Here is a 26551-nt window from a genome sequence, read left to right on the forward strand (position 1 = left end):
GGCCACTTGGCAACCTTCGTCCAAGCGAGGCAACACATGGTCTTCGGTCTCTTTCGCCGGCGTCAGCGTCCGGAAGTGCTCGCCGCATACACCTCGATCGTGGCACAGGCGCGGCAGCCGTGGCTCTACGCACGGTACAATGTGCCCGATACGATCGACGGCCGTTTCGAGATGGTGATGCTGCACACGATTCTGGTGCTCAATCGCCTCAGGGGGGAGGGAGAGGTTGCTTCCGACTTTTCCCAGCGGCTTTTCGACACGTTTTTTGCCGACATGGATGGGTCGCTTCGCGAGATGGGCGTTGGCGATCTGGGCGTGCCCAAGAAGGTCAAGAAAATGGCCGAGGCTTTCTACGGGCGTGCAGCCGCCCTTGCAGAAGCGCTGGCTGCCGACGGCCTGCAGGATCTCGAGAATCTTGTGAACCGCAATCTGTTCGCCGATGCCCACGATGCGGTGGCCGCGCATGCCATTGCCCGCTACCTGCGCGGTGCGGCTGACGGGCTGTCGCGCCAGGACGCCCCGGCTATTATCGCAAACGGGCCGGTCTGGCCTGACGAGCCGACGGATATCGGCTGAAGCAGGAGGCAGACAGAGACAGCTATGACCCTATCAGATTTTCCATTCTCGCATCCACAGGACGTCCAGCACCTGACCGCGAAGCCGCTCGCCATCGAGTTGCGCCCGGACGAGGCTGACCTGCAGCGCATGGCCAAGGCTTATTCGCTGGTCGGACTCGCCGACGTCGTGGCTCGGTTCGAGCTCCGCAGATGGCGACGTGACGGTGTCGCCGTGGAAGGGAACCTGAAGGCGCGCGCCAGCCAGACCTGCGTCGTCACTCTGGCGCCGGTGGAGCAGGTGATCGACGAGCGTTTCTCCCTGCGCTTCGATCCCGATGCGCAAGCCCTCGCGGGTATCGCCGACGACGGCGAGATCGATGTGGACGCCTTTGCCGAGGATCCGCCGGACCTGCTGGAGGGCAGCAGGATCGACCTGGGGGCCATCCTGTGCGAGCAGCTGGCACTCGCGCTCGATCCGTTTCCGCGTGCCCCGGGCGCCGAACTACCGGACGATTTCGGGGACGAGGGCGGTGAAGAAGCCGACGACAAGCCGCCGTCGCCGTTCGCCGCTCTGGAGCGGTTTCGCAAGCGCGACGAATAAGCTGGGCCATCCAGCCATCGGGGCGCATTGCCAGAAAGCTGTTGTCTCGCCGTTGTAAACGGGTATGTTCCCAACGCTTCAAATGATGGGGGTGGGCTGACCGTTGCTTGTCGACCGCAGCACCAGCGCATTCCATCGGTGAGGTGCGGGACCTTGTGAGACGACCCGAAGGGCGGCACAGGCGACATAAGAATACGACGGCAGAACGGCCGTCCCGGCCCTTGGTGAAGGGTCGGAAATTCGGGACAGCAGTGCCGATCGGCAGTGTTCCTCGCTCGAGTGAACGAGACGCGGACGCCGATCCAGAAGACACGGACAATGGCTCAGACGGTTCGAATCTCGCTGGATGCAATGGGCGGCGACAGGGGGGCGGAAGTCGTCGTACCCGGCGCAGCCCTGGCGCTTGAGCGGCGCCCCGACATCAGCTTCTCCATTTATGGCAACTCGGACATCGTGGCGCCGCTGCTGCAGGCGCATCCGCGTCTGCGCGAGGCGTCGACCCTGCATCATTGCGAGGTCTCGGTCGCCATGGACGCCAAGCCCAGCCAGGCCCTGCGCCAGGGGCGCTGGAAGTCGAGCATGTGGCGCTCCATCGAGGCGGTGAAGACCGGTCACGCGGACGTTGCCGTCTCCGCCGGCAATACCGGCGCGCTGATGGCCATGTCGAAGTTCTGCCTGCGCACGATGGCGAATATCGAGCGGCCGGCCATTGCCGCCATCTGGCCGACCATGCGCGGCGAGTCCATCGTTCTCGACGTCGGCGCGACCATCGGTGCCGATGCGCAGCAGCTGATCGATTTCGCGCTGCTCGGCGGCGCCATGGCGCGTATTCTCTTTTCGATCGAGCGCCCGACCGTCGGCCTGTTGAATATCGGCGTCGAGGAGGTCAAGGGCCTGGAAGAGGTGCGCACGGCCGGACGTCTGCTGCGAGAGGCCAATCTGCGCTCGCTCACCTATGCCGGTTTCGTCGAGGGCGACGATCTGGGCAAAGGCGTCGTCGACGTGGTGGTGACGGAAGGCTTTGCCGGCAATATCGCGCTGAAGACGGCAGAAGGAACTGCCCGCCAGATCGGCAGCTACCTGCGCGCCGCGATGAACCGGACCTGGCGCGCGAAATTGGGCTACCTGCTTGCCAAGGACGCGTTCGACCGCCTTCGCGAGAAGATGGATCCGGGCAAGGTCAATGGCGGCGTGTTTCTCGGCCTGAACGGTATTGTCATCAAGAGCCATGGCGGGACCGATGCGGAAGGCTTTGCAGCCGCTGTCGAACTGGCTTACGACATGGCCCGTAACGACCTGATGAACAAGATTTCTCAGGATCTGAAGAATTACCATCGCGGCCGGTTCGAGCCGCGGGACGGATCGGAAGGTGATAAGTGACAGTGAAGCGATCCATCGTTCTGGGAACTGGCAGCTATCTTCCTGCGCGCAGGCTCACCAACGACGATCTGGCCAAGATGGTGGATACTTCGGACGAGTGGATTGTGCAGCGAACAGGCATTCATGCGCGCCATATCGCCGCCGAAGGAGAATTCACCTCCGATCTCGCTGTTGCCGCGGCACGCAAGGCGCTTGAGGCGGCCGGGTGCAAGCCGACCGACATCGACCTGATCATCCTCGCGACCGCAACGCCCGACAACACCTTTCCCGCAACGGCCGTGACCGTTCAGCACAAGCTCGGCATTTCCGGCGGGTTCGCGTTCGACGTCCATGCGGTGTGCTCGGGCTTCGTCTATGCGCTGGCCACTGCCGATGCCTATCTGCGCACAGGCATGGCCAGGCGCGCGCTGGTGATCGGCGCGGAGACCTTCTCGCGCATTCTCGACTGGGAAGACCGTACGACCTGTGTTCTGTTCGGCGATGGCGCCGGTGCCGTTGTTCTGGAAACCGCCGAAGGCGAGGGGACCACGTCGGACCGCGGTGTGCTGACCTCGCATCTGCGATCTGACGGCGCGCACAGGGACAAGCTCTATGTGGACGGCGGGCCGTCTTCCACCCAGACCGTCGGCCACCTGCGCATGCAGGGCAAGGAAGTCTTCCGTCATGCCGTCTCGATGATCACCGACGTGGTCGAGGCGGCCTTCGAGGCGACCGGCACGGATGCCGAGGCGCTCGACTGGTTCGTCCCGCATCAGGCCAATCGCCGCATCATCGACGCGAGCGCCAAGAAGCTCGGCATCGATCCGGAAAAGGTCGTCGTGACCCTCGAGGATCACGGCAACACGTCGGCGGCCTCGATCCCGCTTGCGCTGGACCAGGCTGTGCGCGACGAGCGCATCAAGCGCGGCGACCTGATCATGCTCGAGGCGATGGGCGGCGGCTTTACCTGGGGGGCGTCGCTGCTGCGCTGGTAGTGCGCGCAAAGGCTTGAGCCCTGTGAACTTTTTGCGAACTGCAGCCCCGGCAGACTGTTGACCGCCTGCGCGCGAGCCAATAGGCTGCTATCCGGGTTCGGTGGGCCCCGAAGGGTCAAAGAAAACAATCCCTGACACCGTCGAGCCACGAGGTTCGGCCAAGGAGGGACTATGAGCGGCAGGACAGTAACGCGCGCCGATCTTTGTGAGGCGGTTTACCAGAAAGTGGGCCTTTCCAGATCGGAATCCTCGGAGCTCGTCGAAAAGGTCCTGTCGGAGATCGCAGACTGCCTCGTTGCCGGGGAGTCGGTGAAGCTTTCCTCCTTCGGATCCTTCGTCGTCCGGTCCAAGGGCGAGCGCATCGGCAGGAACCCGAAGACCGGTGAGGAGGTGCCGATCCTTCCCCGCCGGGTCATGGTGTTCAAGCCATCGAACGTGCTCAAGAAGCGCATCAACGAGACCATGATGGGAGCGTCCGAAAACGGCGACTGAGACAGCGCCAAAGGACGATGAAGCACCATTTCAGCGACGGTCGAAAAAAGCCCCGACGCCTTTCGCACGATCAGCGAGGTCGCAGACGATCTCGATCTGCCTCAGCACGTCCTGCGTTTCTGGGAAACCCGGTTCTCGCAGATCCGCCCGCTCAAGCGCGGCGGCGGCAGACGCTATTACCGGCCGGATGATATCGATCTCCTGCGCGGCATCCGCCATCTTCTCTACGGCGAGGGGTACACGATCAAGGGCGTCCAGCGGATCCTGAAGGAGCAGGGGCCGCGCTTCGTCATGCAGGTCTGGCGCGAGGACGGCATTGCGCTGGCCGCGCTCGCCGCACAGCAGGTGGCCGAGGACGACGCCGAGACCGCAATGCCACCGCGCGCCGCGCCGGCCGCCCGGCGGCAGATCGAGGCCCAGGACGTCTCGCCCCGCCAGGCCGAGCCGCCGGCCCGCCACAAGGCGGAGCCGCAATTTTCCGCGGATGAGGATGACGGCGAGCCGCTGCCACGGGGAATCATTGCCGATAGCGCCGCCTCCGCAGACATGCCACAGGCCCGCGCCGGCCTCCGGCTCATGGAACGTCTGTTGGGCGACCGGGCCGAGAGCCCGTCCGGGAATCTCTCGAAGGACGATATCCGCCGGCTTCAGGCAACGCTCTTCGAGCTGCTGGAATGCAAGAGGATCCTCGATCAGGCGCGGTAACCCCCGCCTGTCGTGCGGCTAGGCTTATTGCGCTGGCGGCGCAATTTCCAGATTCACCGCAGCATACCAATCGGCGAAGGCGCGAATGTCTTCATCCGTCAGCTCCGCAGCCACTGTCGACATGACTTCATGCTTGCGCTTGCCGAGCCGGAAGGCTTTCAACTGCGTGTCGATGTAGATCACGCTTTCTCCCGCAAGGTTCGGCACATCATCCATCTGCCCGATGCCGGTTTCCCCATGACAGGCGCTGCACTCGACCGGCGCAGCCTGCGCGGAGACGCTTGCCGGCAATGTTGCGCTGGCCTGATGCGATCCATACCAGGCGGCCAGATCGGCAATCGCCGTGTCGTCCAGTGACTTGGCCACGACGCTCATCATTTCGTGCACGCGCCGTCCGTCCCGGAAGGCTCTCAGTTGCGCACGCAGATAGGCCGGAGGCTCTCCGCCGATATGCGGCGCGATTGGGATGCGCGCCATCCCGTCGAGGCCATGGCAGGTCCGGCACATGCCGGCACGTTTGCGCCCCGCAGCCGGATCGCCCTTGACGGTTTCGGCAAGGGCAGGGGAGGAGCCGAGCACCCGGGCGGGAACTATCCCGCCCAGGCCCGGACCTGCGAGAAGCGCTGCACAGGCCAGCGCCATCGCCGATCGTCTCATTCTCAGTTCCCCTCGTAGGAGATGCGATAGAGGGCTCCGGCGAGGTCGTCGGAGACCAGGATCGAACCGTCCCGCAGCTGTGCGACATCGACGGGGCGGCCGAGATACTCGCCGTTCTCGTCGATCCAGCCTTCGGCGAAGGCTTCGGTGGTGGCGTTGCCCTCTCCGTCGACGAAGGTCACCATCACCCGGGCGCCGACCGGTTCCGTCCGGTTCCACGACCCGTGCTGGGCGGAGAAGATCGCGTTCTTGTACTTCTCCGGGAACTGCCGGCCCGTATAGAAGGCCATTCCCAGATCTGCTGCGTGAGCCACGGTTTCGACCGCCGGCATTACCACCTCGACGGGCACTTCCTGCCCGGCATATTCGGTGGTGCGCACACTGCCGCCGCCGTACCAGGGGTGCCCGAAATGCTGGCCCGCCGCGGTCTGGCGGTTGATCTCGCCCGGCGGGATGTCGTCGCCCATGCCGTCCACCTGGTTGTCGGTGAACCACAGCTCGCCGGTCTCGGGGTGGAAGTCATGGCCGACCGAGTTTCGGATACCGTAGGTGTACACCTCACGCCCCGTGCCATCGGTGTTGATGCGGATCATGCCGCCGATTCCATGCTCCTTGTAGAGGTCCAGCTTTTCCGCAGGCGCCACGTTGAACGGTTGGCCGAGCGAGATGTACAGCTTGCCGTCGGGGCCAATCTTGCACACGCGCGCCGTGTGATTGTAGCTCTCCTCCGTTGCCGGCACGAGGTCGCCCTGCTTGACGACGTTGAAGGCGGCGACGTCGGGGCTCTCGTAGAAGAATTCGGCCGCCGGATAGACCAGGACGCGGTTCTGCTCGGCGATATAGAGGAAGCCGTCCTTCGAGAAGCAGGGGCCGTTCGGAATTGCGAACTTGAGGGACGGGGCGAAGTCCTTCACCTCGTCCGCAACGCGGTCCTTGTTGCGGTCGGTCACGGCCCAGACCTTGTCCTTGCGCGTGCCGACGAAGGTGACGATGCCCTGCGGCCCGACGGCCATGTGGCGTGCATCGGGAACCACGGCGTAGAGGTCGATCTTGAACCCGGCCGGCAGCTTGATGCGCTTCAGCGTCTCGCGGATGCCATCGGCATAGGCGCCGCTTTGCTCCACAAAGGTGAACTCCGTGGTGCCGGTGCTCTGGAAGTTCGACAGTTTCTCGAGGTTGTCCGGCACCGGCGCTTGCGCGGCGGCGAGGGATGTGGCGGCCAGCAGGCCGATGCTTGCAAGCAGAAAGGTCTTCATCGTTTCCTCCGGAATGAGCGACCGCCTCCACGGCCGCTGGTTCGGGATCTTCGTCCCGATTGATACTCACAAAGATCCCGGATGCGGCTCTCCTTCAGGACGGAGAGCCGCATCCGGGCAGGTGAGTGGGAGATATAAAATCATACATATGACAAATATTGCAATTATTCCGGGAGGCGGCCAGAAACGCACGTCCTGCCGCCTCCCGAGCATGCGGGCGAGAGCTAGAGCACGCCTCGCGACATTTCCGAGGCGATATGGTCCGCCTGCCGGATCGCCAGCGCCACGATGGTCAGCGTCGGGTTTTCCGCGGCCCCCGTGGTGAACTGGCTGCCGTCCGACACATAGAGGTTCGGCACGTCATGGGCCCGGCCCCAGCGGTTGACCACGCCATCCCTCGGGTTTTCCGACATGCGGTTGGTGCCGAGGTTGTGGGTGGAAGGATAGGGCGGAGTGGGGAAGGTGCGCGTCGCACCGACCGCCTCGTAGATCGCGATGCCTTGCTTGTAGGCGTGGGTCCGCATCGCGATATCGTTGGGGTGGTCGGTGAAATGCACGTTCGGCGCCGGCAGACCGTACTGGTCCTTGAGGTCGTGGTTCAGGGTGATCCGGTTGGTCTCCTGGGGCATGTCCTCGCCGACGATCCACAGGCCGGCCATGTTCTCGTAGGAGTCGAGCGCCGTTGTGAACTCCCGGCCCCATGCGCCGGGATCGAGGAACGCCGCCATGAACGGCAGTCCCAGGGACAGGGTCTCCAACTCGTAGCCGCCCACGAACCCGCGAGAAGGGTCGTGCCGTGCTTCGTCCTGGACGATGCCGGCCATCGTCGTGCCTCGCCACATGCGGACCGGCTTGTCGAACACCGCATAGACCGATCCGGTCATGTGACGCATGTAGTTGCGCCCCACCTGGCCGGAAGAGTTGGCCAGCCCGTCCGGGAACAGGTTGGAAGCGGAGTTGAGCAGCAGGCGGGGGCTCTCGATCGAGTTGCCCGCCACGCAGACCACGCGCGCCTTTTGCAGGTGCTGGTTGCCGTCCTTGTCGGCGTAGAGCACGCCCGTCACCTTGCCGGCCGCATCGTGCTCGATGCGCAGCACATGCGCGCGTTCGCGCACCTCCAGGTTTCCGGTCGCCTCGCCGCGAGGGATGTCCGTATACGCAGCGGACCACTTGGCGCCCCACTTGCACCCCTGGAAGCAGAAACCGGTCTGCTGGCAGGCGTAGCGGTCGTCGCGCTCGGCCGAGTTGATGGCCATGCGCCCCGTATGGACTTCCTTGTAGCCAAGCTGCCGAGCGCCGGCCTCGAGCACCTTGAAGTTGTTGTTGCCCGGCAGGCCCTCGCGTCCGCCGGTGCGCGTGACGCCGAGCTTTTCCTCCGCCTTCTCGTACCAGGGTTCCATTTCGGCGAGATCGATAGGCCAGTCCAGGAGGTTGGCGCCCTGCACGTTGCCGTAGGTGGTGCGGGTCTTGAACTCATGCGGCTGGAACCGCAGTGAGGCGCCGGCCCAGTGGGTCGTGGTGCCGCCGACAGCCTTGACGATCCAGGCCGGCAGGCCGGAAAAGTCCTTGGCCACACGCCAATCGCCGGAGGTCGAGCGCGGATCGAGCCAGGCCAGCTGTCCAAAGCTCTCCCACTCGTCGTTGATGTAGTCTTCCGGCAGGTAACGCCCGCCGGCTTCCAGCGCCACAACGCTGACGCCCTTCTGGGCCAGTTCGTTGGCCAGGACACCGCCGCCGGCGCCTGTCCCGATGACCACGACGACGCTGTCGTCGTTCAAGTCGAATGGTGCGGCCATGACAGTCTCCTCCCTCAGAGCCAGTTGATGTCGTCGAAGCCCCGGTCGATGTAACCGCCCTGCGAGTAGCTCTCCCCCTCGTATCCGAACAGCGGCCAGACGGCCTTCTGGTTGTAGAGCCCCGTCACGAGTCCGCCGCGCACGGCCTGGAAGAAGGCGCTGTCTTCCATCCCCCGGAGCAGGTCGACGCGCTCGCGCTCCCAGCCGATAGCGAGGTAGCCGGCATGTCCCTTGCCCTGGGCGGCCGCGTCGAGCGCGGCGACGCCTGCCTCGACCATCGCTGCCTTCTCCGCTGTGTCGTATCCCTTGACCGCGACGACGTAGTGCTCGTCGGGAATGCGGTCGTGCGGATAGATGTCGCGCGCCATCTGCACGAGCGTCGCCAAGGTCTGGGGCTTCAGATGGGCGACCTCCATTGCCCATGCCGCATTGCTGGCGGCGAAGAAGCCTGGTCCGATGACGAACGCCGCGCTTGCTGCCGCGCTGCGCGCCAGCAATTGCCGTCTGGTCATGTTCCTGTGGGTCAGTGTTTCGGTCATTTTTCCTCCCTCCCGAAACGGTTGCCCCGTTCAGCGGTAGCGGCCGTGGCGCTGCAGCACCTCGATCTGGTAGCCGTCCGGATCCTGAACGAAGAAGAAACGGGCCAGCAGCGCGCCGTCGCGGTTGAACTCCACGATCTTGCGCGGAGCGAGCCCCGCCTGTTCGAAGCGGGCGTGTTCCGCATCGAGGTCGTCGACACAGAAGGCGAGGTGCCCATAGCCGTTTCCGAGGTCGTAGGGCTCGGTGCGTCCCTTGTTGACCGTCAGCTCGACCTCGAAATCCGCGTCGTCGTTTCTGAGATAGATGAGAGTGAAGTCGTCGAACTCGAACCGGTCGGCGATGTCGAGCCCGAAAGCGGTTCTGTAAAAGCCGATGGAACGTGCTTCATCGATCACGCGGATCATCGCGTGTATGCATTTCGCCACGAGTGTTCTCCCGGATCAGTCCTGACGGCAGTGCCGGCAGGTTTCTTCAATCGGACAGCGCAGGCCGCAAGACCGCGGCCAGCAGGCTGGCGCCCAGTTCTTCCGATGGAGAAAGGATGCGTCCGGGATTCACTTCGCGGGTAGTAAAGTTTTACTACAGGCGATTTTTTACTCTGCCGCCTCCAGATGCAGCTGGGGCAAGGTCTGCCGAAGCCGCACAAGGCAGGCGCACCGCAGCAGGGAGGTGAAGTTGCGCGTTTCGCCGCGCAGCTCCAGCACCTCGGAATGAAGCTTCGAGATGAAGGCCGGCGTGCTGACGCCCTCGCTCTGCGCGATCTCGTCGATGATTTCCCAGAACGAGCGTTCGAGCCGGATGCTGGTGCTTTGGCCGTTGAGTCGCAGGCGCCGCGTTTCGGGCTCGTAGTCGCCCGGATCCTGTCCGGCAAAGAGATGGCACATGTGCAGTCCTCCCACATGACGGCCGGACTTGAGTTTTCCCGGTCCTTGGCAAACATGGTAGCGCCGTTCGCGCCCTGCACAAGTAGACCTCAGCACAAGCTGCGAGGCGCTCAGTGGACCGGGCCGCCTGTGGGGAGGTCGAGGTCGTCGCGCTCGGGGCGGGTGATTTCCGCACCGAGCAGATAAGAGAAGGCCGTCACCCCCATCAGGTCGCTCGCAACCTCGCAGCGGAACGCCAGGTCGTACCAGCGCTCGCGCCCCTGGATGGCGGCTCCCTTGGCCTCGAGTTCGAGCCCGGACAGCGTCGCCTCTTCGCGCGCTTCGGCGATGGCATATTCGAATCGCAGCTCGGGGTGTTCCCGCCGCAACTGCTCGACGGCTTCATAGGTGCACAGCTGGAAGATCCGCTCCTCGGGATCGGCAAGGGCCAGGTCGGCCAGCGAGGCGCGGCCGAGCGCAGTGTCACGAAGTCGCGAGGTGTAGAGCGTCCGGGCCTCGATCAGGTTCCGCTCGCGTGAAGGCGCCTGGGAAAGCCGGTCGGTCGCTTTGCCGGACGGACTGGCGGGCACACGGGGCTCGGGCAAGGTCTCGGGGCGCGCCGCCGGCTCCGGCTGAGCACGGGGCGACGCAGGGGCGGGAGCAGATGGTTCGTTGGTGGAAGCATCTGTTTGGGGCAGGGGCTCTTGCGGCACTTCGGGCGCGCGCTGCTGCGGCACAGGGCGCGTGTTGGGTGGTACCAGAACGACGTCCATCGCCTCGTCGCCGGCAACGCCATAGGGCTCCGGCGGATCGGCGAACAGGATCAGAATGAGCGCAGCAGCAACGTGAAGCGCCAGCGACAATGCCAGGCCGACCGGATGACGGTGGCTCTCCAGCGGGCTGTCTGCGTCCGCAAGAGCGCTTGCCGGGAGAGCCTCGGTGCCGTCCGTCAGACCGCGGGACGGTGCTGAATTATCGGGAGATCCTGGAATATTTGGCTTCACACCGCGCGCTCGCCAGGATCCCGGCCGCTGCAGGCATGTCGTGCAATCGGCTGGATTGCAAAAAAATGGTCGGGCAGGCCGGATTTGAACCGACGACCCCTTCACCCCCAGTGAAGTGCGCTACCAGGCTGCGCTACTGCCCGACTGCCCGCTGTCGCGAGCCCGTTCTCTCTATCCGCTTCGCAAGAGGCGCGCAAGCGCTTAAGGCCACGCACTCACTGCTGATGCCCGACCCTTGCGCCGGCTGTGGAGAGACGCCGGCCGGCCGAGCTTCTCCAGGCGTATTCGCAGGCGATGAGCCCCCAGGCGAGGCCGTAGAGCAAGTAGAGGTGACGCCAGCGGTCGGTGTCGATGATCGCGGACATCAACATGTGGCCGAGCAGGACGACGAACACGCATTGGGCCGCCCAGGTCCAGGGGCGCCGCTGGAACACCAGCGGAAACAGACGGATGGCGGTGAAGACGACAAGCGACAGATAGGCGACGCCGCCGAGCCAGCCATAGGTGGTGAAGGCCTTCAGATAGGTGTTGTGCTCGTCTTCCGGAAAGAAATTGCGGAACTGCAGAGGCCCGAGACCGAAGGGATTGTCGAGCACCATCTGGAAGCCGAGAGAGTAGCGCGCGAAGCGTCCGAGGCGCGCGGTGTCGTAGTCCTGCACGAGCTTGGCGCGCTGCAGGAGCATGCCGGAGATCGAATCCACCGACAGCGCGATGGCGATCATGGCAAGGAGCGCAAGGGTGCCGGCGATACCGAACAGGATGAGCCGGCTACGCTCGCCCCGATCCTGCGTCATGCAGAACAGGATGGCGTAGAGCCCGGCTCCGGAAAACGCGGCGAGGCCCCAGGCCGCACGCGAGAAGCTGAGCAGGATGCCGAAGCTGAGCACCGCAAGGACGGCAATGGCGATGAGCGCGCGGCCAAGCGGGCGGGTCAGGACCGCATGCAGGGCGACCGCCCAGGGCAGCACCAGAAAGGGGCCGAAGACGTTCGGGTCCTGGAAGGTACCCTTGGCACGGCCGTACAGCGTGAAGAGGCTCAAGGGCAGCACACCGAAATAACCGCCGATGCCGAGAATGGCGACGATCACCGCACTCGCCGTATAGGCGTTGGCGATGGTCGCAAGGCGCGTGGGGTCGCTGGCGGTGACAGCCGCGAAAAACACGGCGGTAAGCGCCAGAAAGCCGGTCACGGCGATGTACATGATCGCTTCGCTGAAATCGTCCGACATCAGCGTCGCCATCAGGCCGCCGCAGATGAACAGGACGATCAGCAGAAGGAGTGGGCCGACGGCCGGGGAGAATCGCGGACCGGCGAGCAACCAGCCGGAGAGCACCACCACCATCGCCAGCTCATACGGCGCCGGCTCGCGAAGCACGAAGCCGCCGAGAAACGTCACCACCCACAGCGCGATCGTGCCGATGACGCGCGCGTCGATGCGCAGGCCCGCGCCGCCGGCAAGACCGGTATGGGCGGCCGTGTTCAATAGGCGTTCTCCGACTTGAACAGGGCCAAGGGCGTGGCCAGCAGAATTTTGATATCGAACAGGATCGACCAGTTCTCGATGTAGTAGACGTCGTACTCGACGCGTTTCTGGATCTTCTCGGGCGTGTCCACTTCGCCCCGCCAGCCGTTGATCTGGGCCCAGCCGGTCACGCCCGGCTTGACCTTGTGGCGGGCGAAGTAGCCGTCGACCACCTCGTCCCAGAGCTTCTCGTTGGTGTGGGCATTGACCGCATGCGGACGCGGCCCGACAAGCGACAGATCGCCCTTCAGCACGTTGAAGAGCTGAGGCAGCTCGTCGAGCGACGAACGACGGATGAAGCGGCCGACACGGGTGACGCGCGGGTCGTTGCGGGTCACGACCTTCTTGGCCGCCGGATCCGCCATCTCGTGATACATCGAGCGGAACTTCAGGACCTCGATCACCTCGTTGTTGAAGCCATAGCGCTTCTGTCGGAACAGGGCCGGTCCCTTGCTCTCCAGCTTCACTGCAAGCGCGGTCGCGATCATCACCGGCGACAGAAGCACGATCATCAGGCTGGCGACTGACAGGTCGAAGGCGCGCTTGGCGATGCTGTCCCAATCGGCCAGCGGCTTGTGCACCACGTCGACGATCGGCACGGTGCCAATGAAGGACGAGGCACGATCGCGGAAGGTGAGCTTGTCGGTATGGGCCGACAGGCGGATATCCACCGGTAGCACCCACAAGGTCTTCAGGAACTCGAGCAGCCGCTTTTCGGCCCGCAGCGGGATTGTCACGATCAGCATGTCGATGCGCGCGATACGGGCGAATTCGACAAGGTCGCTGACGGTTCCGAGCTTCGGATAGCCCGCGACGATCTCGGGCGAGCGGTCGCCCTTGCGGTCGTCGAACAGGCCGCAGATGCGGATGTCGTTGTTGGGCTGGCGCTCAATCTCGTGAATGAAGTCGGCCGCCACCTGACCGCCGCCCACGATGACCGCACGGCGCTCCAGCCGGCCTTCCCGCGTCCATTTGCGCACGAAGATCGTGACCAGCGTGCGGGTCGTCAGCAGCGTCGCGAGGCCAAATCCGTACCAGATGATCAGCAGATCTCCCGGCAGTCCGCGCATGACATTGCCGAACGTCTTGGCCATGAACAGGGTGACGAAGACCAAAGTCCAGGCGATGGTGATGCGTGCGGCCTGCGCGACCATGTTGCGCATCAAGGGGATCTGGTAGCAGTCCGAAGCCTGGAAGAAGGCCGAGGCCAGCAACAGCGCGGTGCCCACAGGCAGCAGCGCCGTCGAGGACGCCAGCGGTATGCCTCCGGAATGCAGCGACGCGAAGCCGAAGGCTGTCACGATGGCGAGGTCAGCAAGGCGCACGGTGCCGCCAAGCACGCTCGGCGAGATGACCGAGGTCTGCAGGCCGTTGGCAATCTTGACGGCAAGCGGCGACAGCTTGCTGTTGCTGTGCTGCGCGGCGTTTTCAGCCTCCATCTCGGCGCTGCTGGGCATGACGTTGTGCAGCAGTTGTGCTGTGTGGTGCGGCGGCACGTCCTTTGCCTCCTTCATTCATGCCTGCCCGGCGAGCCGGCTTCCCGGTTCGCCAGCGCGCTGGCAGAAACCAGCGTCGACGTCTCCGGGCTCCGTCCAGCCTTGTCTGTCCGCTTCACGCCTCGGGTCTCCAGATAGAGCGAGGTGATGCGGTCGTTCATCAGTTCGACATTGAAGGTTTCCGAAAGGCACTTGCGCTGCCCCTCTGCCCGTCGGCGCATGGCATCGGGATCGCTGAAGGCGGCGGCCATGGCGGCGGCCAGTTCTTCGGCATTTCCCGGTGTCACCAGCTTATCGGAAAACCGTCCGAAGATCTCGGGAATGCCACCGACTCGCGTTGCGATCAGGGGTACTTTCGCAGCCACCGTCTCCAGGACGATATAGGGCATGGCCTCGGCGCGGGAAGGCACCACGACGCAGCGCGCCTGGCGGAAGGCGACACGCGCGGGCATCGCCCCGAGGAACGTGACGCGCTGGTCCAGACCGAATTCGCGCACCATCGCCTCGTAGCGCGGGCGATCCTCGCCTTCGCCGACGATATGTGCACGTGCGGTCATCCCGTAGGTTCGTTCCAGCTGTGCCAGCGCCTGGATGAAAAGATCCGGCCCTTTCAGGTCGCGGAGCATGCCGATGAACATGAAGTCGGCCGCATCCGCCTGGGGTGGCACCTCGGAGAACTCTTCCGGCGCAAGCCCGTTATAGACGACGCGCGCGGCAACCTTCGGCTGCGCGACCTTCGATTCGTATGCGGAATATTCGTAATCCGATACGAAGACGAGACCGTCGGTGAAGCGCTCCTGCAGCCGTTCCAGCGCAAAATAGATGCGCCCTTCGAGTCGCTGCGGATCGTAGTGAAGGCTGCCGCCGTGCGGGCAATAGATTCGCGTGACCTTGCGTCCGCGCAGCCGCAGCAGAGTTCCGATCGAACGCGCAAACACCCCGCCCTTGGCGCCGTGGCCGTGCAGGACATCCGGCTGCAGGTCGCGCACATGGCGGAAGAGAGAGAGGGCAGCTCCGATGTCTGCGGCCGTAACATGCCGGCGCATCGGGAAGCGTGCGATGCCGAGCGCGAGTTGCGGGGCGAGGCGGGCAATGGCCTCCGCCTCGAAAGCGCCACCGGTGGAGGCATCGCAGATCACCCCTACCTGGTGTCCGGCACGGGTCTGGGCCAGCGCGAGGTCCGAGATGTGGCGAAAGATGCCGCCGATCGGGGCGCGGACGATGTGAACGATGCGCAAGGGCGCGGCGGTCATCTGGAAACTCCCTGGCTCAACGCTTCGGCATGCCTGGATTATCTTCCAGGTCACGCTCGAAGAACGTTAGCAGACAGGGATGAGTCGCTGGTTAATCCATCGGCCGGGAGAAAGCCGTGGGATGATTAGAAGAATCGCTCTCGGACGTAGATCGTGTCGCCCGGCCGAACGGGGTCGGTGATCGGAACGCGGCCGCTGATCACTTCGCCGTTGATCTGGCGCGTGATGTCGACCGAGTTTTGCTGCCCGCGAGGCGTGAAGCCGCCGGCGGTTGCGATCGCGTTCTGGGCCGTCATGCCCGCCACATACGGATACTGCCCGGCATTCGTGACCTCGCCCATGACGAAAACAGGGCGGTAGGTCGCAACCTCCACGGACACGTCCGGGTCACGCAAATAGCCGTTTTTCAAGCGGTTCGTGATCTGCGCTTCGAGTTCGCGGACCGTCAGGCCGCGCGCCGCGACGCTGCCGATGAGCGGCATCGCGATATAACCGGCCTGATCCACCGTGTAGGTGTTGTTGAGGTCCTGCTGGCCGAAGACGATGACCCTCAGCACATCGCTTGAATCGAGGCGATACGGCTTGGTGAGGATGTCGTGGAATGCCGTGGGAGGCTGGCGGTATCCGCTGCAGGCGGCGACCGTCAGAGCCAGGCAGAGGACGGCGATGAGGCGCGTGAACATTCCGATCTCCTGAAGCGATTGCACCATTCTTTTCCGCAACGTGGTTAACTTGCGGTGAATCCCGGCGCCGTCGGCATCGTCTTGCAGGGGTATGATATCGATCGGAGGTTAACTCTACGCTTACCATGAATCGTCATCATCCTCGCAGATACCCTTCCGGAGTAGCGAGCATGAATCAGCCGCACGCACCTGACGTCCGCCCGCCCGGCGTCGACGAGCGCGTCGAGATCGACCTTTCGGCGATCCTTTCGGCACTGCGTCGTTCTCTGCGCTGGATCGTGCCGCTCGTGGCCGCGGTGGTGATCCTCACCTTTCTCATTCTCCAATTTGTTCCTGCGCGCTATCGCGCCGAATCGAAGGTGCTGATCGAGACTTCGAACATCGTCTATCCCGGCGACGTGCGCGGCGCGGAAGAGGAAAGGGCACTGCTGGACACCGAGGGTGTCGCCAGTCAGGTCGAGCTGCTGCAGTCTCGCGACCTGATGCGGCGTGTCGCCCAGCGACTGGATCTTGCCAGCGTTGCCGAGTTCGAGGCCGGCTCCAGCAGCCTGGTCCGCGACATGTTCGTGGCGCTGGGGCTCATGCGCGACGCCGGCAGCAACACCCGCGAGGAGCGGGTGCTCAAGGTCTTCTACGACAATCTCGAGGTTTTCCGCGTCGACGGCTCGCGCGTCATCTCCGTTCGCTATGTCTCCCGCGATCCGGAGCTCGCTGCCCGGATCGCAAATGCGGTCGTCGAGGAATATCTGGACCTGCAGTCGTCGGTGAAGCGTGAGACGACCGACATTGCGGCCGCCTCCCTGGAGCCGCAGATCGAGCGGCTGCGCGAGGAGGTCCAGGCGGCCCAGAAGCGGGTCGAGGAGTTCCGGTCGCAGAACGATCTGCTGCTCGGTGCCGACAACCAGACGCTGGATCGCCAGCAACTCGGGGAGATCGGCACTCAGCTGTCCGACGCGCGCGCTGCCCAGTCGCAGGCCGAAGCTCGGGCCAAGCTGATCCGCAGCCAGCTTGCCGGCGGCGGCTCGCTCGACGGCATGCAGGACGTGCTGAACTCGCAGCTCATTCAGCGCCTGCGCGAGCGTCAGGTGGAGCTGCAGGCCCGCATCGCCGAACTGTCGACGACGCTGCTACCCAACCATCCGCAGATTCGTGCGTTGCGATCGCAGCTCGACGATTTCGAGCGCCAGATCCGCCAGGAGGCGGGGCGTGTGGCTGCCGGCCTGGAAAACGAGGCAGGCATCCAGCAGGAGCGAGTCGCCTCTCTGCAGGCGACTCTGGAACAGCTGAAGACACGTGCAGCCCAGTCCAACGACGACCAGGTTCGGCTGCGTGACCTGGAGCGGGAAGCGGCGGTCAAGACGACCCAGCTGGACCAGCTGATGACCCGCTATCGCGAAGCGGATACGCGGCGCAACGCCACAGCCATCGGCGCCGATGCCCGCGTCATCTCTCGCGCCACAGTGCCCGTGGAGCCATTCTCTCCCAAGGTGCCGCAGACGGTCGCCATCGCTGCATTCGTGGCGCTCATGCTCTCCGCCATTGCCGTCATTCTCGGCGTGTTCGTTTCTGGCCGGGCGTTCGTCACCCGCGTCATCGAATCGGGCGAAGGCACAGGTTCGCCATATGCAGGGGCCGACACACAGGCGGTGGCCCAGACCGGGGCCGTGCCGTCATACGGCGCCGGTGCCTCGACCTTCTCCTATGGCTGGTCTGCCGCTGCTCCTGCTTCGGCACAGCCGGCTGCCGCGACCTCGGCAGAAGACGATGTCGACGAGGGACCGCAGGACGCCGCCGGGGCGCCTGCAACTGTGTCCGGGCTGGACGGCCCTGTCGCGCCTGTCTCCTCCGTACGTCCGCGCCGTGTCGCGGTGCTCAGTGTCGATAGCGACGAGATCTCGCAGAGCGTCACTTTCCGCCTGGTCCGCACAGCGGCAGAGGAGGGCGTGATGCCGCTGTTTCTCGAGGTGCGGCCCGATCTCGCCGACCCGGAGGCCGTTCCCGGTTTTGCTGAGCTGCTCGACGGCACGGCTTCCTTTGCCGGCGTCATCTACCGCGATGCGGCGTCTCGCGCTCACGTGATCGAGGCGGGGCGTCGTGCGATCGATGACGAACTTGCGCAGAACGAGCGGTTCGAGATGCTGATGGAAGCGATCGACCACACCTATGACCAGGTGTTCTTCGATCTCGGCCTGATCGACGACTCTCTCATCAGCGCCCAGATCCTGGCCATGGCAGACCAGGTCGTGGTCGCGTCGGGTGGATCGCCCGCCGATCCGGAGATGGAAGACGCCATGCGGATGCTCGAAGACCAGACCGGCGCGCCGGTGATCGTCGAGACGGTGAACGACGGAACCAGGGCGAGGGCAGGGCGGACCGACATGGCCGCCTGACCCTACCGAAGAAAAGCCGACTTGAAACGAAGAAGGCCAGGCGAAATGCCTGGCCTTTTTTTGTTGGGCAGTCGATTGGGTGGCTGCTCAGCCCTTCAGCTTGCGCATGGCGCGAACCACCTGCCAGAGCGCCGGCGTGTTGCGAATCCGGCGCTTGAGATTTCGCACCTGCTTGATCCCGCGTTGAGCAAGGTGCCCCTTGAGCGTCACGGGAATCTCGACATCCATCAGCACTTCCTTGTCGGCCCAGGCCGTCTTGTAGCGCTCTGCACCAAGGCCGAAGTCGAACGTATGGGCACCAAGCCGGCAGGCATCCGCAATCACATGATTGAGCAGGATGTCGCCAGGGCTGCAGGCCGCGACGTCCTCGTCGATGCTGTTGGTGTAGGCGTGGTAGCGGCCGTATTGCACACCGCAAAGGTAGGTCGCGCGGATCCGCCCTCCCGCTTCGAGCGCGTGGATGGTGACGTGCTCCGAGTGATCGCGGATCGCGCCCTTCAACTGGTCGGCAAGAAAGCCGCGCACGTCCGCCGGCTCGAACACGTTGGGAATGCCCTGCGAGGCCTGGCGTGCGCTGCGCTGCGTCACGAGCGTGTCGAGAAAATGCATGGCCGTTTCCTCGTCCGCCGCCTTGCGCCAGACGAGACCGCCGAGTTCTGCGAGCTTCTTTTCCTTCACCCGCAGCTTCTTGCGGGCGCTGGCGCTGCGGCGTTGCTTGTAGAGGGCGTCGAAATCAGGCCCGAGCGCAAAGGCGTGGACCGCGTTCAGGCTTTCGGTCGCATGGCGGTCGATCAGCGGGTGCACGCGCTCGTCCATGGTCGCCGGAACGTATTTGAGGTCGAAAAGGTCGATCCGGTGTTCGCGCCCGATGCGCAGCAAGGCCTTCCGCAGGCTCTTGCCGTGGATGCCGGCGAACACGTCCCGCCGCCAGAGGCCGCTGTTCTGGTTGCCGTGAAAATCACCCAGGAAGCGGCCGAGCCGCAATGTGCCGCCGCCTGCCTTCATCACGGCAAGGGGCAGCAGAAATGCGGGTTCGCCGTCGATTTCTCCAACGACGATGACTGCCTCGATGCCACGGGGCCGTCCTACATGTTCGTACCAGGAAGCGAGCCACTCGTAGCTGGTGAACAGCGTGCCGAAGGCGTTCTCCTCCAGATGGCGCCAGGCACAAGCTGCATCCGCCGGATCTCGATGCGTATGCACGGCGAATTCGCCATTTTCGAGCATGGCATCCAGCCTCATCGCTTCAATGTCCATCGTATCCCAGTCATCAGACTGGAACAATCCGACCGACCTGATCATTGCGTTCCCCATCCGCCATGTTCTCGTCGTTGTTGACCTGATTGCCACTCGTTCGATTACCGTTCTGACTAGCAAGGAGTTCTAAAGAAAACGTCGATATGCTCCCGCCAGTTGAAAAACCGGTGAGTGTTCGCCGGAAAGGGGCGTTTGGCGAAGATGGATCTGCGGCGTCACCTGCTGGCTGGAGGCTGCAAGCTCCTGCACTGGAGCGGGGTGGGCCGTCTTTTGTCGCCATTGACCGGCGGTCGGGGCGTCATCTTCACGCTGCACAGCGTGTGGCCGGCAGAGGCCCCTAAGGGCTTTGCTCCCAACGCCCATCTTACTGTGACGCCCGAATTCCTTGATCGCACGATACGGCAGATCCGCGCGTCGGGGCTGGAGATCGTCTCGCTGGAAACGGCCGTGACGCGCATGCGCGAGCCGAATTACGACGGCAAACGCTTCGCAGCGCTGACCTTCGACGACGGCTATCGCGACAATCTCATCCACGCCTTGCCGGTGCTGAAACGCCATTCTGCGCCTTTCACCATCTTCGTGACGTCCGGGTTTGCCGATCGCAGTTCGGAAATCTGGTGGGAAGCGCTGGAAAGGATCGTCGCGACGGCGGATGAGGTGGAGGTTCCTGTCGGTGCCAGCATGCGCCGCTTCTCGGCCCGCAGCGACGCCGACAAGGAGAAGGTCTTCTGCCATCTCCTGCACTGGTTCACCCGGGAACTGGGCGAGGATTCGCAGCGCCTCGAATTGCGCCGGCTGGCGGCCATCCACGGTATCGACCTGCCTGGTCTTGCCGAAGAGCTGATCCTGAGCTGGGACGAGTTGCGCGAAATGCTGCGCGACCCGCTTTTTTCGGTCGGGGCGCACACCCACGATCACTATGCGCTGGCGCGGCTGACGCGCGAGCGGATGCGACGGGATGTCGCCAAAGGGCTGGAGCGGCTGGAGCAGGAGCTCGGTGTTCGGCCCTGCGTCTTCGCCTATCCCTATGGCTACGAGGCTGCCGTCAACGTGCAGTCTATGGAAGTGATCCGCGAACTCGGCTTTTCTGCCGCCGTCACGACGCGTCCGGGGGTCCTGTCACCGGGCCTGGAGCCGATGGCGCTGCCGCGCATCTCGCTGAACGGCTATTTCCAGAACGAGGCGATTGTGTCGCAATACCTCACTGGCGCGCCGTTTCCCGTCTACAATGCGGCGCGCCGCCTGCGAGATACGATCAATCCGCATCCTGCCTGCGGCTGATCCGGAAACCGTGCTCCATCCACCAGATGATGGCGCCTGCCGGGATCGTCCAGGCGATGCCGGCGATGCCGAAATACAGCATCTGCACCACGCGGGACGACTGCTGCAAAGTCATGTCGCCGATGACCATCGCCGTGAAGGCGTAGGAGATCACGAAGATGACCAGCACCAACATGCCGATGAATTTGCGCAGCGGATTTCGCATCTCGTCTCCGGATCGGTAGGGGCAGGGGCGTCCGGCCCGCTGACTGAAGCTGAGCAACTGGAACCGGCCCTTGCCAGGGTCGCATGTGTGCATGTGTCACAGCGCCCCCGCTCGTCAAGTCCTTGTCTTCCGATGCCGGTGCCTATAACCCCGCTCAGGCTTGCGGCACGCCCCGTGCCGCCTTCACGTAACATGGCACGGTAACTCCCCATGTCCGACACGACGGCAGCCCCGCTCTCAGCTCCGCTGGATGATGCCACCGCTCGTATCGCGTCCGACCGCAAGGCGATCCGCCTGTGGCTCTACGCCATCTGCGTCCTGATCTTCGCCATGATCGTCGTCGGCGGCGCAACGCGGCTGACCGACAGCGGTCTTTCCATCACCGAGTGGAAACCGATCCACGGCGTCATCCCTCCGCTTTCCGTTGCGGAGTGGGAGGAGGAACTGGAAAAATACCGCCAGATCCCCGAATACCAGCTCATCAACAAGGGCATGTCGCTGGAGGAGTTCAAGTTCATCTTCTGGTGGGAGTGGGGACACCGCCTGCTCGGCCGCGTCATCGGTCTTGCCTTCTTTGTTCCGCTTGTCTGGTTCTGGTGGCGCGGGCGGATCGAAAAGTGGCTGCTGCCCTGGCTCGTCGGCGGGTTCGTGCTCGGCGGCATGCAGGGCGTTGTCGGCTGGTGGATGGTCGTGTCCGGTCTTGCCGAGCGGGTCGACGTAAGCCAGTACCGGCTGGCAACCCATCTGACGCTCGCCTGCCTGATCTTCATCTACCTCTTCGCCTTGGCGCGCTATCTCGCGTTGATCCCGGCGGCCCGTACCTCGGCACGCCCGCAGGCCTCTCGGCCGTTTTCCGGGGCTGCCAAGCTTCTGCTCGGCCTTCTGGTGCTGCAGATCTTTCTCGGCGGGCTCGTCGCGGGCCTCAAGGCGGGCCTCTCCTTCAACACATGGCCGTTGATGGACGGGGAATTCATCCCGTCCGGGCTGTGGACCATGGCGCCGGCCTGGATCAATCACTTCGAGAACGTTCTGACGGTCCAGTTCCAGCACCGCATGACTGCCTATCTGATCGTCGGCTTTGCGCTGTGGGCGATGTGGGCGGTCTATCGGAGCGACGCCGCGCGCCATCTGCGCGGAGCCGCCCATGCCGTGGTCGCTGTCCTCTTCGTGCAGATGGTGATCGGCATCGGCACGCTGCTCGGTCACGTGCCTTTCTGGCTGGCGCTCTCCCATCAGGGCTTCATCGTGATCGTGATGATGGCGGTCGTTGAGTTCTGGGCGCGGGCGCGCTTTGCCGAGCCCGTTCGCACCTGAACCACACCACGATGAAACAAAAAAAGCCGGGCAATTCGCCCGGCTTTTTCGTTTCTAGGAACCGCGGTTCAATCAGACCGAGGCCAGTGCCTGGTCGAGATCGGCGATGATGTCTTCCGCGTCCTCCAGGCCGATCGACAGGCGCACCACGTCCGGGCCGGCTCCCGCCGCCGTCTTCTGCTCGTCGGTGAGCTGGCGGTGGGTGGTGGAGGCCGGGTGGATGATAAGCGAACGGGTGTCGCCGATATTGGCGAGATGCGACAGGATCTGGCAGTTCGAGACGAGCGCAACGCCGGCGTCATAGCCGCCCTTCACACCGAAGGTGAAGACCGCGCCCGCACCCTTCGGCATGTACTTCTGCTGCTTGGCGTGGTTTGCATCGCCCGGAAGGCCGGCATAGGACACCCACGCCACCTTGTCGTGACCGGCCAGGTGCTGCGCCACCTTCAGCGCGTTGTCGCTGTGGCGCTGCATGCGCAGTGGCAGCGTTTCGATGCCGGTCAGGATCATGAACGAATTCATCGGCGAGATCGCAGGGCCGAGGTCGCGCAGGCCGAGCACGCGGCAGGCGATGGCGAAGGCGAAGTTGCCGAAGGTCTCGTGCAGCACCATGCCGGAATATTCCGGACGCGGCTTCGACAGCATCGGATAGCGGTCGGTCGACGACCAGTCGTAGCTTCCTCCGTCGACGATCACGCCGCCCATCGAGTTGCCGTGCCCGCCCATGAATTTGGTCAGCGAGTGCAGCACGATGTCGGCGCCATGCTCGATCGGCCGGCACAGGTACGGCGTGGCCAGGGTGTTGTCGACGACGAGCGGGACGTTGTGGGCCTTTGCGACCTTCGAGATGGCCTCGAGATCGACCACGACACCGCCCGGATTCGCCAGGCTCTCGACGAAGATCGCCCGGGTGCGGTCGTCGATCAGCGCGGCGAAGCTCTCCGGATCCTGCGCGTCGGCCCACTTCACTTCCCAGCCGAAGCTCTTGAACGAGTGGTTGAGCTGGTTGATCGAGCCGCCATAGAGCTTGTTGGCAGCGACGATGTTGTCGCCCGGCGTCATCATCGTGTGGAAGGTGAGGAGCTGCGCCGAGTGGCCCGAAGCCACGGCAAGCGCTGCTGTGCCGCCTTCCAGGGCCGCAACGCGCTCTTCGAGCACCGCTGTCGTAGGGTTGGTGATGCGGGTGTAGATGTTGCCGAAGGCCTGCAGCCCGAACAGCGACGCCGCGTGATCGACATCGTCGAAGACGAAGGACGTGGTCTGGTAGATCGGCGTCACCCGCGCGCCGGTGGACGGATCGGGCTGTGCGCCGGCATGAATGGCCAGCGTCGAAAAACCGGGAATGCGGTCGCTCATGAATTCCTCCTGGACTGCAAATCGGCGGCATACTGGCCGATGCCCGCAGACAGGTCAAAGGAAAGCGATTTCGTTTAAGGGGACTGAGGGGAATGGGTTTTGCATTCCCGTGGTGCAGTTCCTGATTTGGCCTGCCGGTCTCCACCGCGGCGACCCCCTGCGCTTCCGAACGAAGAGAGTTCAGGCCGTTTCGAGCGGCCGGATCTGCTCTATCTCGTCAGCCAATGTCTCACGTGCTGTCTGCAGATCGAATTGAGTCTGCAAGTTCAGCCAGAATTCGGCACTGGTACCGAAGAACCGTGAGAGACGCATGGCCGTGTCGATCGTGACTGGAGTTTCCTCCCGAACGATACGCTCCAGTCGCGTACGCGGGACGCCGAGTGCCTTGGCAAGGGCGTAAGGCGACAACCCGTACTCCGACAGAAACTCCTCTCGGAGAATTTCTCCGGGATGGACCGGGGCGAGCATAGTGACGCTCCTCAATGATAGTCGGTTATTTCCACATTCTCTGCTCCATCATTCCAGATAAAGCAGATCCTGTACTGGTCGTTGATCCGGATCGAGTGTTGACCGGCTCTGTTTCCTTTAAGTGCCTCCAAGCGGTTTCCAGGAGGAATGCGCAAATCAACAAGAGAAATCGCAGCGTTCAGCATGGCAATCTTGCGTTGCGCGATCCTTAAAATTTCGGTTGGAAATTTTTTAGGTACGTTTCCTTGAAAAATAATTCGAGCGCGCTCGTCCTTGAAGCTCTTGATCATGCGTCAAAGCCTGACAATCAATATAATATACTGAGTTGGTATCATGGCGAGATACCAAATGTCAAGTCTCGGGGTAGCTTCAGTCCTTCCGCAGTCCGCGGTGCTGGAAGCCGCCTTTCAGCGCCGGGCGCTTGGCCGAAAGCGTGCGCGAGTTGACGCCCGTCCAGCCGATTTCGCCCGACAGGCGGCCGTACTCGATCTTCGGGCAGCGGTTCATGATGACGCGCACGCCGGCAGCCTCTGCGAGCCTGGCCGCTTCGTCGTTCTTCACCGAAAGCTGCATCCAGATGACCTTGGGAAGCGGTGAAAGCTGCAATGCTTCCTGCGTCACGGCCAGCGCGGCGTCCGAATTGCGGAAGACGTCGACCATGTCGATGGGCGAGCGCACGTCCGCGAGGCTGGCATAGACCGTCTGGCCGAGGATCTCCTTGCCGGCGTGACCCGGATTGATCGGGAAGACCTCGTAGCCCTTCGACAGCATGTATTTCAGGACGAAATAGGAAGGGCGGACGGCATTCGGGCTCGCGCCGACCATGGCGATGGTCTTCACGTCGTCGAGGATCGCCCGGATATAGCTATCCGGATAGGTGTCGTGCTGGGTCTCGCTCACGGCTTTCTCACTCACCGGTCCACTCGGGCGTGCGCTTCTCGATGAAGGCGCCGATGCCTTCCTCCGCGTCGCGCGCCAGCATGTTCTCCACCATCACCTGCGCGCAATGACGATAGGCATCGGCGAGCGACATCTCCGCCTGCGCGTAGAAGGCTTCCTTGCCGTACTTCAGCGTCAGCGGCGACTTGGAGGCGATGGTCTCGGCATATTTCGCCGTCACCTGGGCAAGGTAGTCCGCCGGCACGACCCGGTTGACGAGGCCGAACTCGCGCGCCGTCGAGGCATCGATGATCTCGCCGGTGAGCAGCATCTCCATCGCCTGCTTGCGCGAGACGTTGCGCGACAGGGCCACCATCGGCGTCGAACAGAACAGTCCGATATTGACGCCGGGAGTGCAGAAGCGGGCGCGGTCGCTGGCGATCGCAAGGTCGCACGAGGCGACGAGCTGGAGCCCGGCCGCGGTCGCCATGCCGTCGACCTCGGCGATCACCGGCTTGGGATGCGTGACGATGGTCTGCATCAGCCGGGCGCAGCGGTTCATCACCTCGGTGAAATAGATGCGCCCGCGGTCCGAATGGCTGCGGGCTGCGGTCATCTCCTTGAGATCGTGCCCGGCGCAGAACACATTTCCGTCGGCTCGCAGCACGATCACCCGGACCGCGGCATTCTCGGCTGCGGCGTCGAGCGCGTCCTGTAGCGCAGCCATCATCTCTTCGGAGAGCGAGTTGCGCCGCTCGGGGCGATTGAGCGTCAGTCGCAACACTCCAAAGGACAGGTCCTGGGCGATCGGCCCGCTCTCTCTGGTCGCCGCGGCTTTTGCCGCTGTTGCATCGGTCATGGCGCTGTCTCCCTGTTTGACCTCGTTATAGGGCAAGCCGCAGGCCCGACAAAGCGGACCTTCGTTCCCCCTTGGGACTTGTCGGTTTTTCCAGCTTACGTTAACGAAAGCGTCAAAAGAGAAAGACCACCAGGGAAGGAACCGGATCCGTGCAGCCCATCATGACCGTCGCCGAGCTCAATGCCTTTCTGGATCGCGAGTTTCCGCAGATCCATGTGGATGGACGCATTTACGAAATCGAGTCGGTGGCGCCGGGAGAGGCTGTGCTGTCGGTCAAGGCGTCCGAGAAGCACCTGCGTCCTGGCGGGACGATCTCCGGGCCGACGATGATGGCGCTCGCGGATCTCGCCGCCTACGCGGCAATCCTGGCGCATATCGGGCCGGTGGCGCTGGCCGTCACCACCAATCTCAACATGAACTTCCTGCGCAAGCCCGAGCCGGGCGATCTCGTCGGCACATGCCGGTTGCTCAAGCTTGGCAAGCGTCTCGCCGTCACCGAATGCGGTATTACCGGCCGGGCAGGGGGCGATCTGGTGGCTCATGCAACCGCCACCTACTCGATCCCGCCCCGCTGACGAGGCGAAAAACACCTGTTTGTGTGTGGTATATATATACCGTTTTTGTAACATACTGTTTTTGAAGAACAATTTTAGACAATGTGGTTTTCAAATGCGTTGACAGTGCGTGCGAAGGCGCGTACATCCTGCGCCGACAGGAAGCGGGCCCGTTTCGGGGCCCGTTTTGCTTGACCTCGGGTGTTCC

28 protein-coding genes and 1 tRNA gene are annotated in these 26551 nt (G+C 63.8%); 10 read left to right on the forward strand and 19 right to left on the reverse strand.

Going from position 1 to position 26551, the window contains the following annotated elements; genetic code table 11:
• Positions 1-36: 36 nt before the first annotated feature.
• The 6 genes from GH266_RS00520 (at position 37) to GH266_RS23685 (ending at position 4709) form a co-directional block, all read left to right on the forward strand.
• Complete coding sequence (locus tag GH266_RS00520; RefSeq protein ID WP_158192152.1) at positions 37-576, forward strand: ubiquinol-cytochrome C chaperone family protein; 540 nt, start codon at positions 37-39, stop codon at positions 574-576.
• A 24-nt stretch (positions 577-600) separates the two neighbouring features.
• On the forward strand, positions 601-1158 hold the full coding sequence (locus GH266_RS00525) for a YceD family protein (protein WP_158192153.1): 558 nt from the start codon (positions 601-603) through the stop codon (positions 1156-1158).
• A gap of 318 nt (positions 1159-1476) precedes the next feature.
• On the forward strand, positions 1477-2538 hold the full coding sequence (plsX, locus tag GH266_RS00530) for a phosphate acyltransferase PlsX (protein WP_158192154.1): 1062 nt from the start codon (positions 1477-1479) through the stop codon (positions 2536-2538).
• Between the two features lie 2 nt (positions 2539-2540).
• Positions 2541-3512, forward strand: coding sequence for a beta-ketoacyl-ACP synthase III (locus tag GH266_RS00535; protein ID WP_209001596.1), 972 nt, complete (start codon positions 2541-2543; stop codon positions 3510-3512).
• 171 nt (positions 3513-3683) lie between these two features.
• Positions 3684-4004 carry an integration host factor subunit alpha gene (locus tag GH266_RS00540; protein WP_120268056.1) on the forward strand — a complete coding sequence of 107 codons (321 nt, stop codon included), beginning with the start codon at positions 3684-3686 and terminating at the stop codon, positions 4002-4004.
• A 27-nt stretch (positions 4005-4031) separates the two neighbouring features.
• The gene (locus tag GH266_RS23685; protein ID WP_158195974.1) at positions 4032-4709 is read left to right on the forward strand and encodes a MerR family transcriptional regulator; all 678 of its coding nucleotides are present in this window, start codon (positions 4032-4034) and stop codon (positions 4707-4709) included.
• Between the two features lie 24 nt (positions 4710-4733).
• On the opposite strand, the gene GH266_RS00550 is transcribed toward GH266_RS23685, so the two are convergent.
• The 12 genes from GH266_RS00550 to GH266_RS00605 all read right to left on the reverse strand — a co-directional run bounded on the left by GH266_RS00550 (position 4734) and on the right by GH266_RS00605 (position 15780).
• Positions 4734-5366 (reverse strand): c-type cytochrome, encoded by a 633-nt coding sequence (locus GH266_RS00550; RefSeq protein WP_158192156.1) that lies wholly within the window; start codon positions 5364-5366, stop codon positions 4734-4736.
• A 2-nt stretch (positions 5367-5368) separates the two neighbouring features.
• The gene (locus tag GH266_RS00555) at positions 5369-6622 is read right to left on the reverse strand and encodes a PQQ-dependent sugar dehydrogenase (RefSeq protein WP_158192157.1); all 1254 of its coding nucleotides are present in this window, start codon (positions 6620-6622) and stop codon (positions 5369-5371) included.
• A 224-nt stretch (positions 6623-6846) separates the two neighbouring features.
• Entirely contained in the window at positions 6847-8418 is a 1572-nt protein-coding gene (locus GH266_RS00560; protein ID WP_158192158.1) for a GMC family oxidoreductase, read from the reverse strand.
• Between the two features lie 14 nt (positions 8419-8432).
• On the reverse strand, positions 8433-8957 hold the full coding sequence (locus GH266_RS00565) for a Twin-arginine translocation pathway signal (protein ID WP_158192159.1): 525 nt from the start codon (positions 8955-8957) through the stop codon (positions 8433-8435).
• Positions 8958-8987: 30 nt separating this feature from the next.
• Positions 8988-9383, reverse strand: coding sequence for a VOC family protein (locus tag GH266_RS00570; RefSeq protein ID WP_158192160.1), 396 nt, complete (start codon positions 9381-9383; stop codon positions 8988-8990).
• Positions 9384-9551: 168 nt separating this feature from the next.
• Positions 9552-9842: a ribbon-helix-helix domain-containing protein gene (locus GH266_RS00575; RefSeq protein ID WP_120268050.1), complete on the reverse strand. Its 291-nt coding sequence runs from the start codon at positions 9840-9842 to the stop codon at positions 9552-9554.
• A 110-nt stretch (positions 9843-9952) separates the two neighbouring features.
• Entirely contained in the window at positions 9953-10684 is a 732-nt protein-coding gene (locus tag GH266_RS00580; protein ID WP_158192161.1) for a DUF930 domain-containing protein, read from the reverse strand.
• 207 nt (positions 10685-10891) lie between these two features.
• Positions 10892-10968: transfer RNA gene (locus GH266_RS00585), tRNA-Pro, on the reverse strand.
• Between the two features lie 72 nt (positions 10969-11040).
• A complete protein-coding gene (locus GH266_RS00590; protein WP_158192162.1) occupies positions 11041-12309 on the reverse strand; it encodes an O-antigen ligase family protein in 1269 nt (422 codons plus the stop codon).
• Positions 12306-13862 carry an undecaprenyl-phosphate glucose phosphotransferase gene (locus GH266_RS00595; protein WP_244953750.1) on the reverse strand — a complete coding sequence of 519 codons (1557 nt, stop codon included), beginning with the start codon at positions 13860-13862 and terminating at the stop codon, positions 12306-12308. Before GH266_RS00595 ends, GH266_RS00590 begins: the two co-directional genes overlap by 4 nt.
• Entirely contained in the window at positions 13859-15097 is a 1239-nt protein-coding gene (locus GH266_RS00600) for a glycosyltransferase (RefSeq protein WP_158192163.1), read from the reverse strand. The genes GH266_RS00595 and GH266_RS00600 overlap by 4 nt, the downstream gene beginning before the upstream one ends.
• A gap of 125 nt (positions 15098-15222) precedes the next feature.
• Positions 15223-15780 (reverse strand): polysaccharide biosynthesis/export family protein, encoded by a 558-nt coding sequence (locus GH266_RS00605; protein WP_158192164.1) that lies wholly within the window; start codon positions 15778-15780, stop codon positions 15223-15225.
• A 170-nt stretch (positions 15781-15950) separates the two neighbouring features.
• Between GH266_RS00605 and GH266_RS00610 the strand changes: the two genes are divergently transcribed.
• On the forward strand, positions 15951-18170 hold the full coding sequence (locus GH266_RS00610) for an exopolysaccharide transport family protein (protein ID WP_158192165.1): 2220 nt from the start codon (positions 15951-15953) through the stop codon (positions 18168-18170).
• Between the two features lie 87 nt (positions 18171-18257).
• On the opposite strand, the gene GH266_RS00615 is transcribed toward GH266_RS00610, so the two are convergent.
• Positions 18258-19472 (reverse strand): GNAT family N-acetyltransferase, encoded by a 1215-nt coding sequence (locus GH266_RS00615; RefSeq protein WP_158192166.1) that lies wholly within the window; start codon positions 19470-19472, stop codon positions 18258-18260.
• Between the two features lie 156 nt (positions 19473-19628).
• Here GH266_RS00615 and GH266_RS00620 point away from each other — a divergent pair, with 156 nt between their 5' ends.
• Positions 19629-20708, forward strand: coding sequence for a polysaccharide deacetylase family protein (locus tag GH266_RS00620; RefSeq protein ID WP_158195976.1), 1080 nt, complete (start codon positions 19629-19631; stop codon positions 20706-20708).
• Here the strand turns inward: GH266_RS00620 and GH266_RS00625 are convergent.
• Positions 20683-20913 (reverse strand): DUF2842 domain-containing protein, encoded by a 231-nt coding sequence (locus GH266_RS00625; RefSeq protein ID WP_209001517.1) that lies wholly within the window; start codon positions 20911-20913, stop codon positions 20683-20685. The genes GH266_RS00620 and GH266_RS00625 overlap by 26 nt on opposite strands.
• A gap of 210 nt (positions 20914-21123) precedes the next feature.
• Between GH266_RS00625 and GH266_RS00630 the strand changes: the two genes are divergently transcribed.
• Positions 21124-22227, forward strand: coding sequence for a COX15/CtaA family protein (locus GH266_RS00630; protein ID WP_158192167.1), 1104 nt, complete (start codon positions 21124-21126; stop codon positions 22225-22227).
• A gap of 72 nt (positions 22228-22299) precedes the next feature.
• On the opposite strand, the gene GH266_RS00635 is transcribed toward GH266_RS00630, so the two are convergent.
• The 5 genes from GH266_RS00635 to GH266_RS00655 form a co-directional block, all read right to left on the reverse strand.
• Entirely contained in the window at positions 22300-23583 is a 1284-nt protein-coding gene (locus GH266_RS00635; protein WP_158192168.1) for an O-acetylhomoserine aminocarboxypropyltransferase, read from the reverse strand.
• A gap of 180 nt (positions 23584-23763) precedes the next feature.
• Positions 23764-24051: a HigA family addiction module antitoxin gene (locus tag GH266_RS00640; protein WP_158192169.1), complete on the reverse strand. Its 288-nt coding sequence runs from the start codon at positions 24049-24051 to the stop codon at positions 23764-23766.
• An 11-nt stretch (positions 24052-24062) separates the two neighbouring features.
• Positions 24063-24341, reverse strand: a complete 279-nt coding sequence (locus GH266_RS00645; protein WP_158192170.1) for a type II toxin-antitoxin system RelE/ParE family toxin — start codon at positions 24339-24341, stop codon at positions 24063-24065.
• 79 nt (positions 24342-24420) lie between these two features.
• Positions 24421-24951: a CoA-binding protein gene (locus GH266_RS00650; protein ID WP_244953751.1), complete on the reverse strand. Its 531-nt coding sequence runs from the start codon at positions 24949-24951 to the stop codon at positions 24421-24423.
• Between the two features lie 7 nt (positions 24952-24958).
• Positions 24959-25789 (reverse strand): enoyl-CoA hydratase, encoded by an 831-nt coding sequence (locus tag GH266_RS00655; protein ID WP_158192171.1) that lies wholly within the window; start codon positions 25787-25789, stop codon positions 24959-24961.
• A gap of 161 nt (positions 25790-25950) precedes the next feature.
• Between GH266_RS00655 and GH266_RS00660 the strand changes: the two genes are divergently transcribed.
• Positions 25951-26364, forward strand: a complete 414-nt coding sequence (locus GH266_RS00660) for a PaaI family thioesterase (protein WP_158195979.1) — start codon at positions 25951-25953, stop codon at positions 26362-26364.
• Positions 26365-26551: the final 187 nt, after the last annotated feature.

Origin of the sequence: Stappia indica, assembly GCF_009789575.1 — a bacterium.
GTDB classification, from domain to species: Bacteria; Pseudomonadota; Alphaproteobacteria; order Rhizobiales; family Stappiaceae; genus Stappia; species Stappia indica_A.

Bases quoted from the DNA above. Each gene is read 5' to 3' on its own strand.
- GH266_RS00520 (WP_158192152.1), top strand. From the start codon at position 37: ATGGTCTTCGGTCTCTTTCGCCGGCGTCAGCGTCCGGAAGTGCTCGCC.
- GH266_RS00525 (WP_158192153.1), top strand. From the start codon at position 601: ATGACCCTATCAGATTTTCCATTCTCGCATCCACAGGACGTCCAGCAC.
- plsX (WP_158192154.1), top strand. From the start codon at position 1,477: ATGGCTCAGACGGTTCGAATCTCGCTGGATGCAATGGGCGGCGACAGG.
- GH266_RS00540 (WP_120268056.1), top strand. From the start codon at position 3,684: ATGAGCGGCAGGACAGTAACGCGCGCCGATCTTTGTGAGGCGGTTTAC.
- GH266_RS00550 (WP_158192156.1), bottom strand. From the start codon at position 5,366: ATGAGACGATCGGCGATGGCGCTGGCCTGTGCAGCGCTTCTCGCAGGT.
- GH266_RS00555 (WP_158192157.1), bottom strand. From the start codon at position 6,622: ATGAAGACCTTTCTGCTTGCAAGCATCGGCCTGCTGGCCGCCACATCC.
- GH266_RS00560 (WP_158192158.1), bottom strand. From the start codon at position 8,418: ATGGCCGCACCATTCGACTTGAACGACGACAGCGTCGTCGTGGTCATC.
- GH266_RS00565 (WP_158192159.1), bottom strand. From the start codon at position 8,957: ATGACCGAAACACTGACCCACAGGAACATGACCAGACGGCAATTGCTG.
- GH266_RS00575 (WP_120268050.1), bottom strand. From the start codon at position 9,842: ATGTGCCATCTCTTTGCCGGACAGGATCCGGGCGACTACGAGCCCGAA.
- GH266_RS00595 (WP_244953750.1), bottom strand. From the start codon at position 13,862: ATGAAGGAGGCAAAGGACGTGCCGCCGCACCACACAGCACAACTGCTG.
- GH266_RS00600 (WP_158192163.1), bottom strand. From the start codon at position 15,097: ATGACCGCCGCGCCCTTGCGCATCGTTCACATCGTCCGCGCCCCGATC.
- GH266_RS00605 (WP_158192164.1), bottom strand. From the start codon at position 15,780: ATGTTCACGCGCCTCATCGCCGTCCTCTGCCTGGCTCTGACGGTCGCC.
- GH266_RS00610 (WP_158192165.1), top strand. From the start codon at position 15,951: ATGAATCAGCCGCACGCACCTGACGTCCGCCCGCCCGGCGTCGACGAG.
- GH266_RS00615 (WP_158192166.1), bottom strand. From the start codon at position 19,472: ATGATCAGGTCGGTCGGATTGTTCCAGTCTGATGACTGGGATACGATG.
- GH266_RS00620 (WP_158195976.1), top strand. From the start codon at position 19,629: ATGGATCTGCGGCGTCACCTGCTGGCTGGAGGCTGCAAGCTCCTGCAC.
- GH266_RS00625 (WP_209001517.1), bottom strand. From the start codon at position 20,913: ATGCGAAATCCGCTGCGCAAATTCATCGGCATGTTGGTGCTGGTCATC.
- GH266_RS00630 (WP_158192167.1), top strand. From the start codon at position 21,124: ATGTCCGACACGACGGCAGCCCCGCTCTCAGCTCCGCTGGATGATGCC.
- GH266_RS00635 (WP_158192168.1), bottom strand. From the start codon at position 23,583: ATGAGCGACCGCATTCCCGGTTTTTCGACGCTGGCCATTCATGCCGGC.
- GH266_RS00640 (WP_158192169.1), bottom strand. From the start codon at position 24,051: ATGCTCGCCCCGGTCCATCCCGGAGAAATTCTCCGAGAGGAGTTTCTG.
- GH266_RS00645 (WP_158192170.1), bottom strand. From the start codon at position 24,341: ATGATCAAGAGCTTCAAGGACGAGCGCGCTCGAATTATTTTTCAAGGA.
- GH266_RS00655 (WP_158192171.1), bottom strand. From the start codon at position 25,789: ATGACCGATGCAACAGCGGCAAAAGCCGCGGCGACCAGAGAGAGCGGG.
- GH266_RS00660 (WP_158195979.1), top strand. From the start codon at position 25,951: ATGACCGTCGCCGAGCTCAATGCCTTTCTGGATCGCGAGTTTCCGCAG.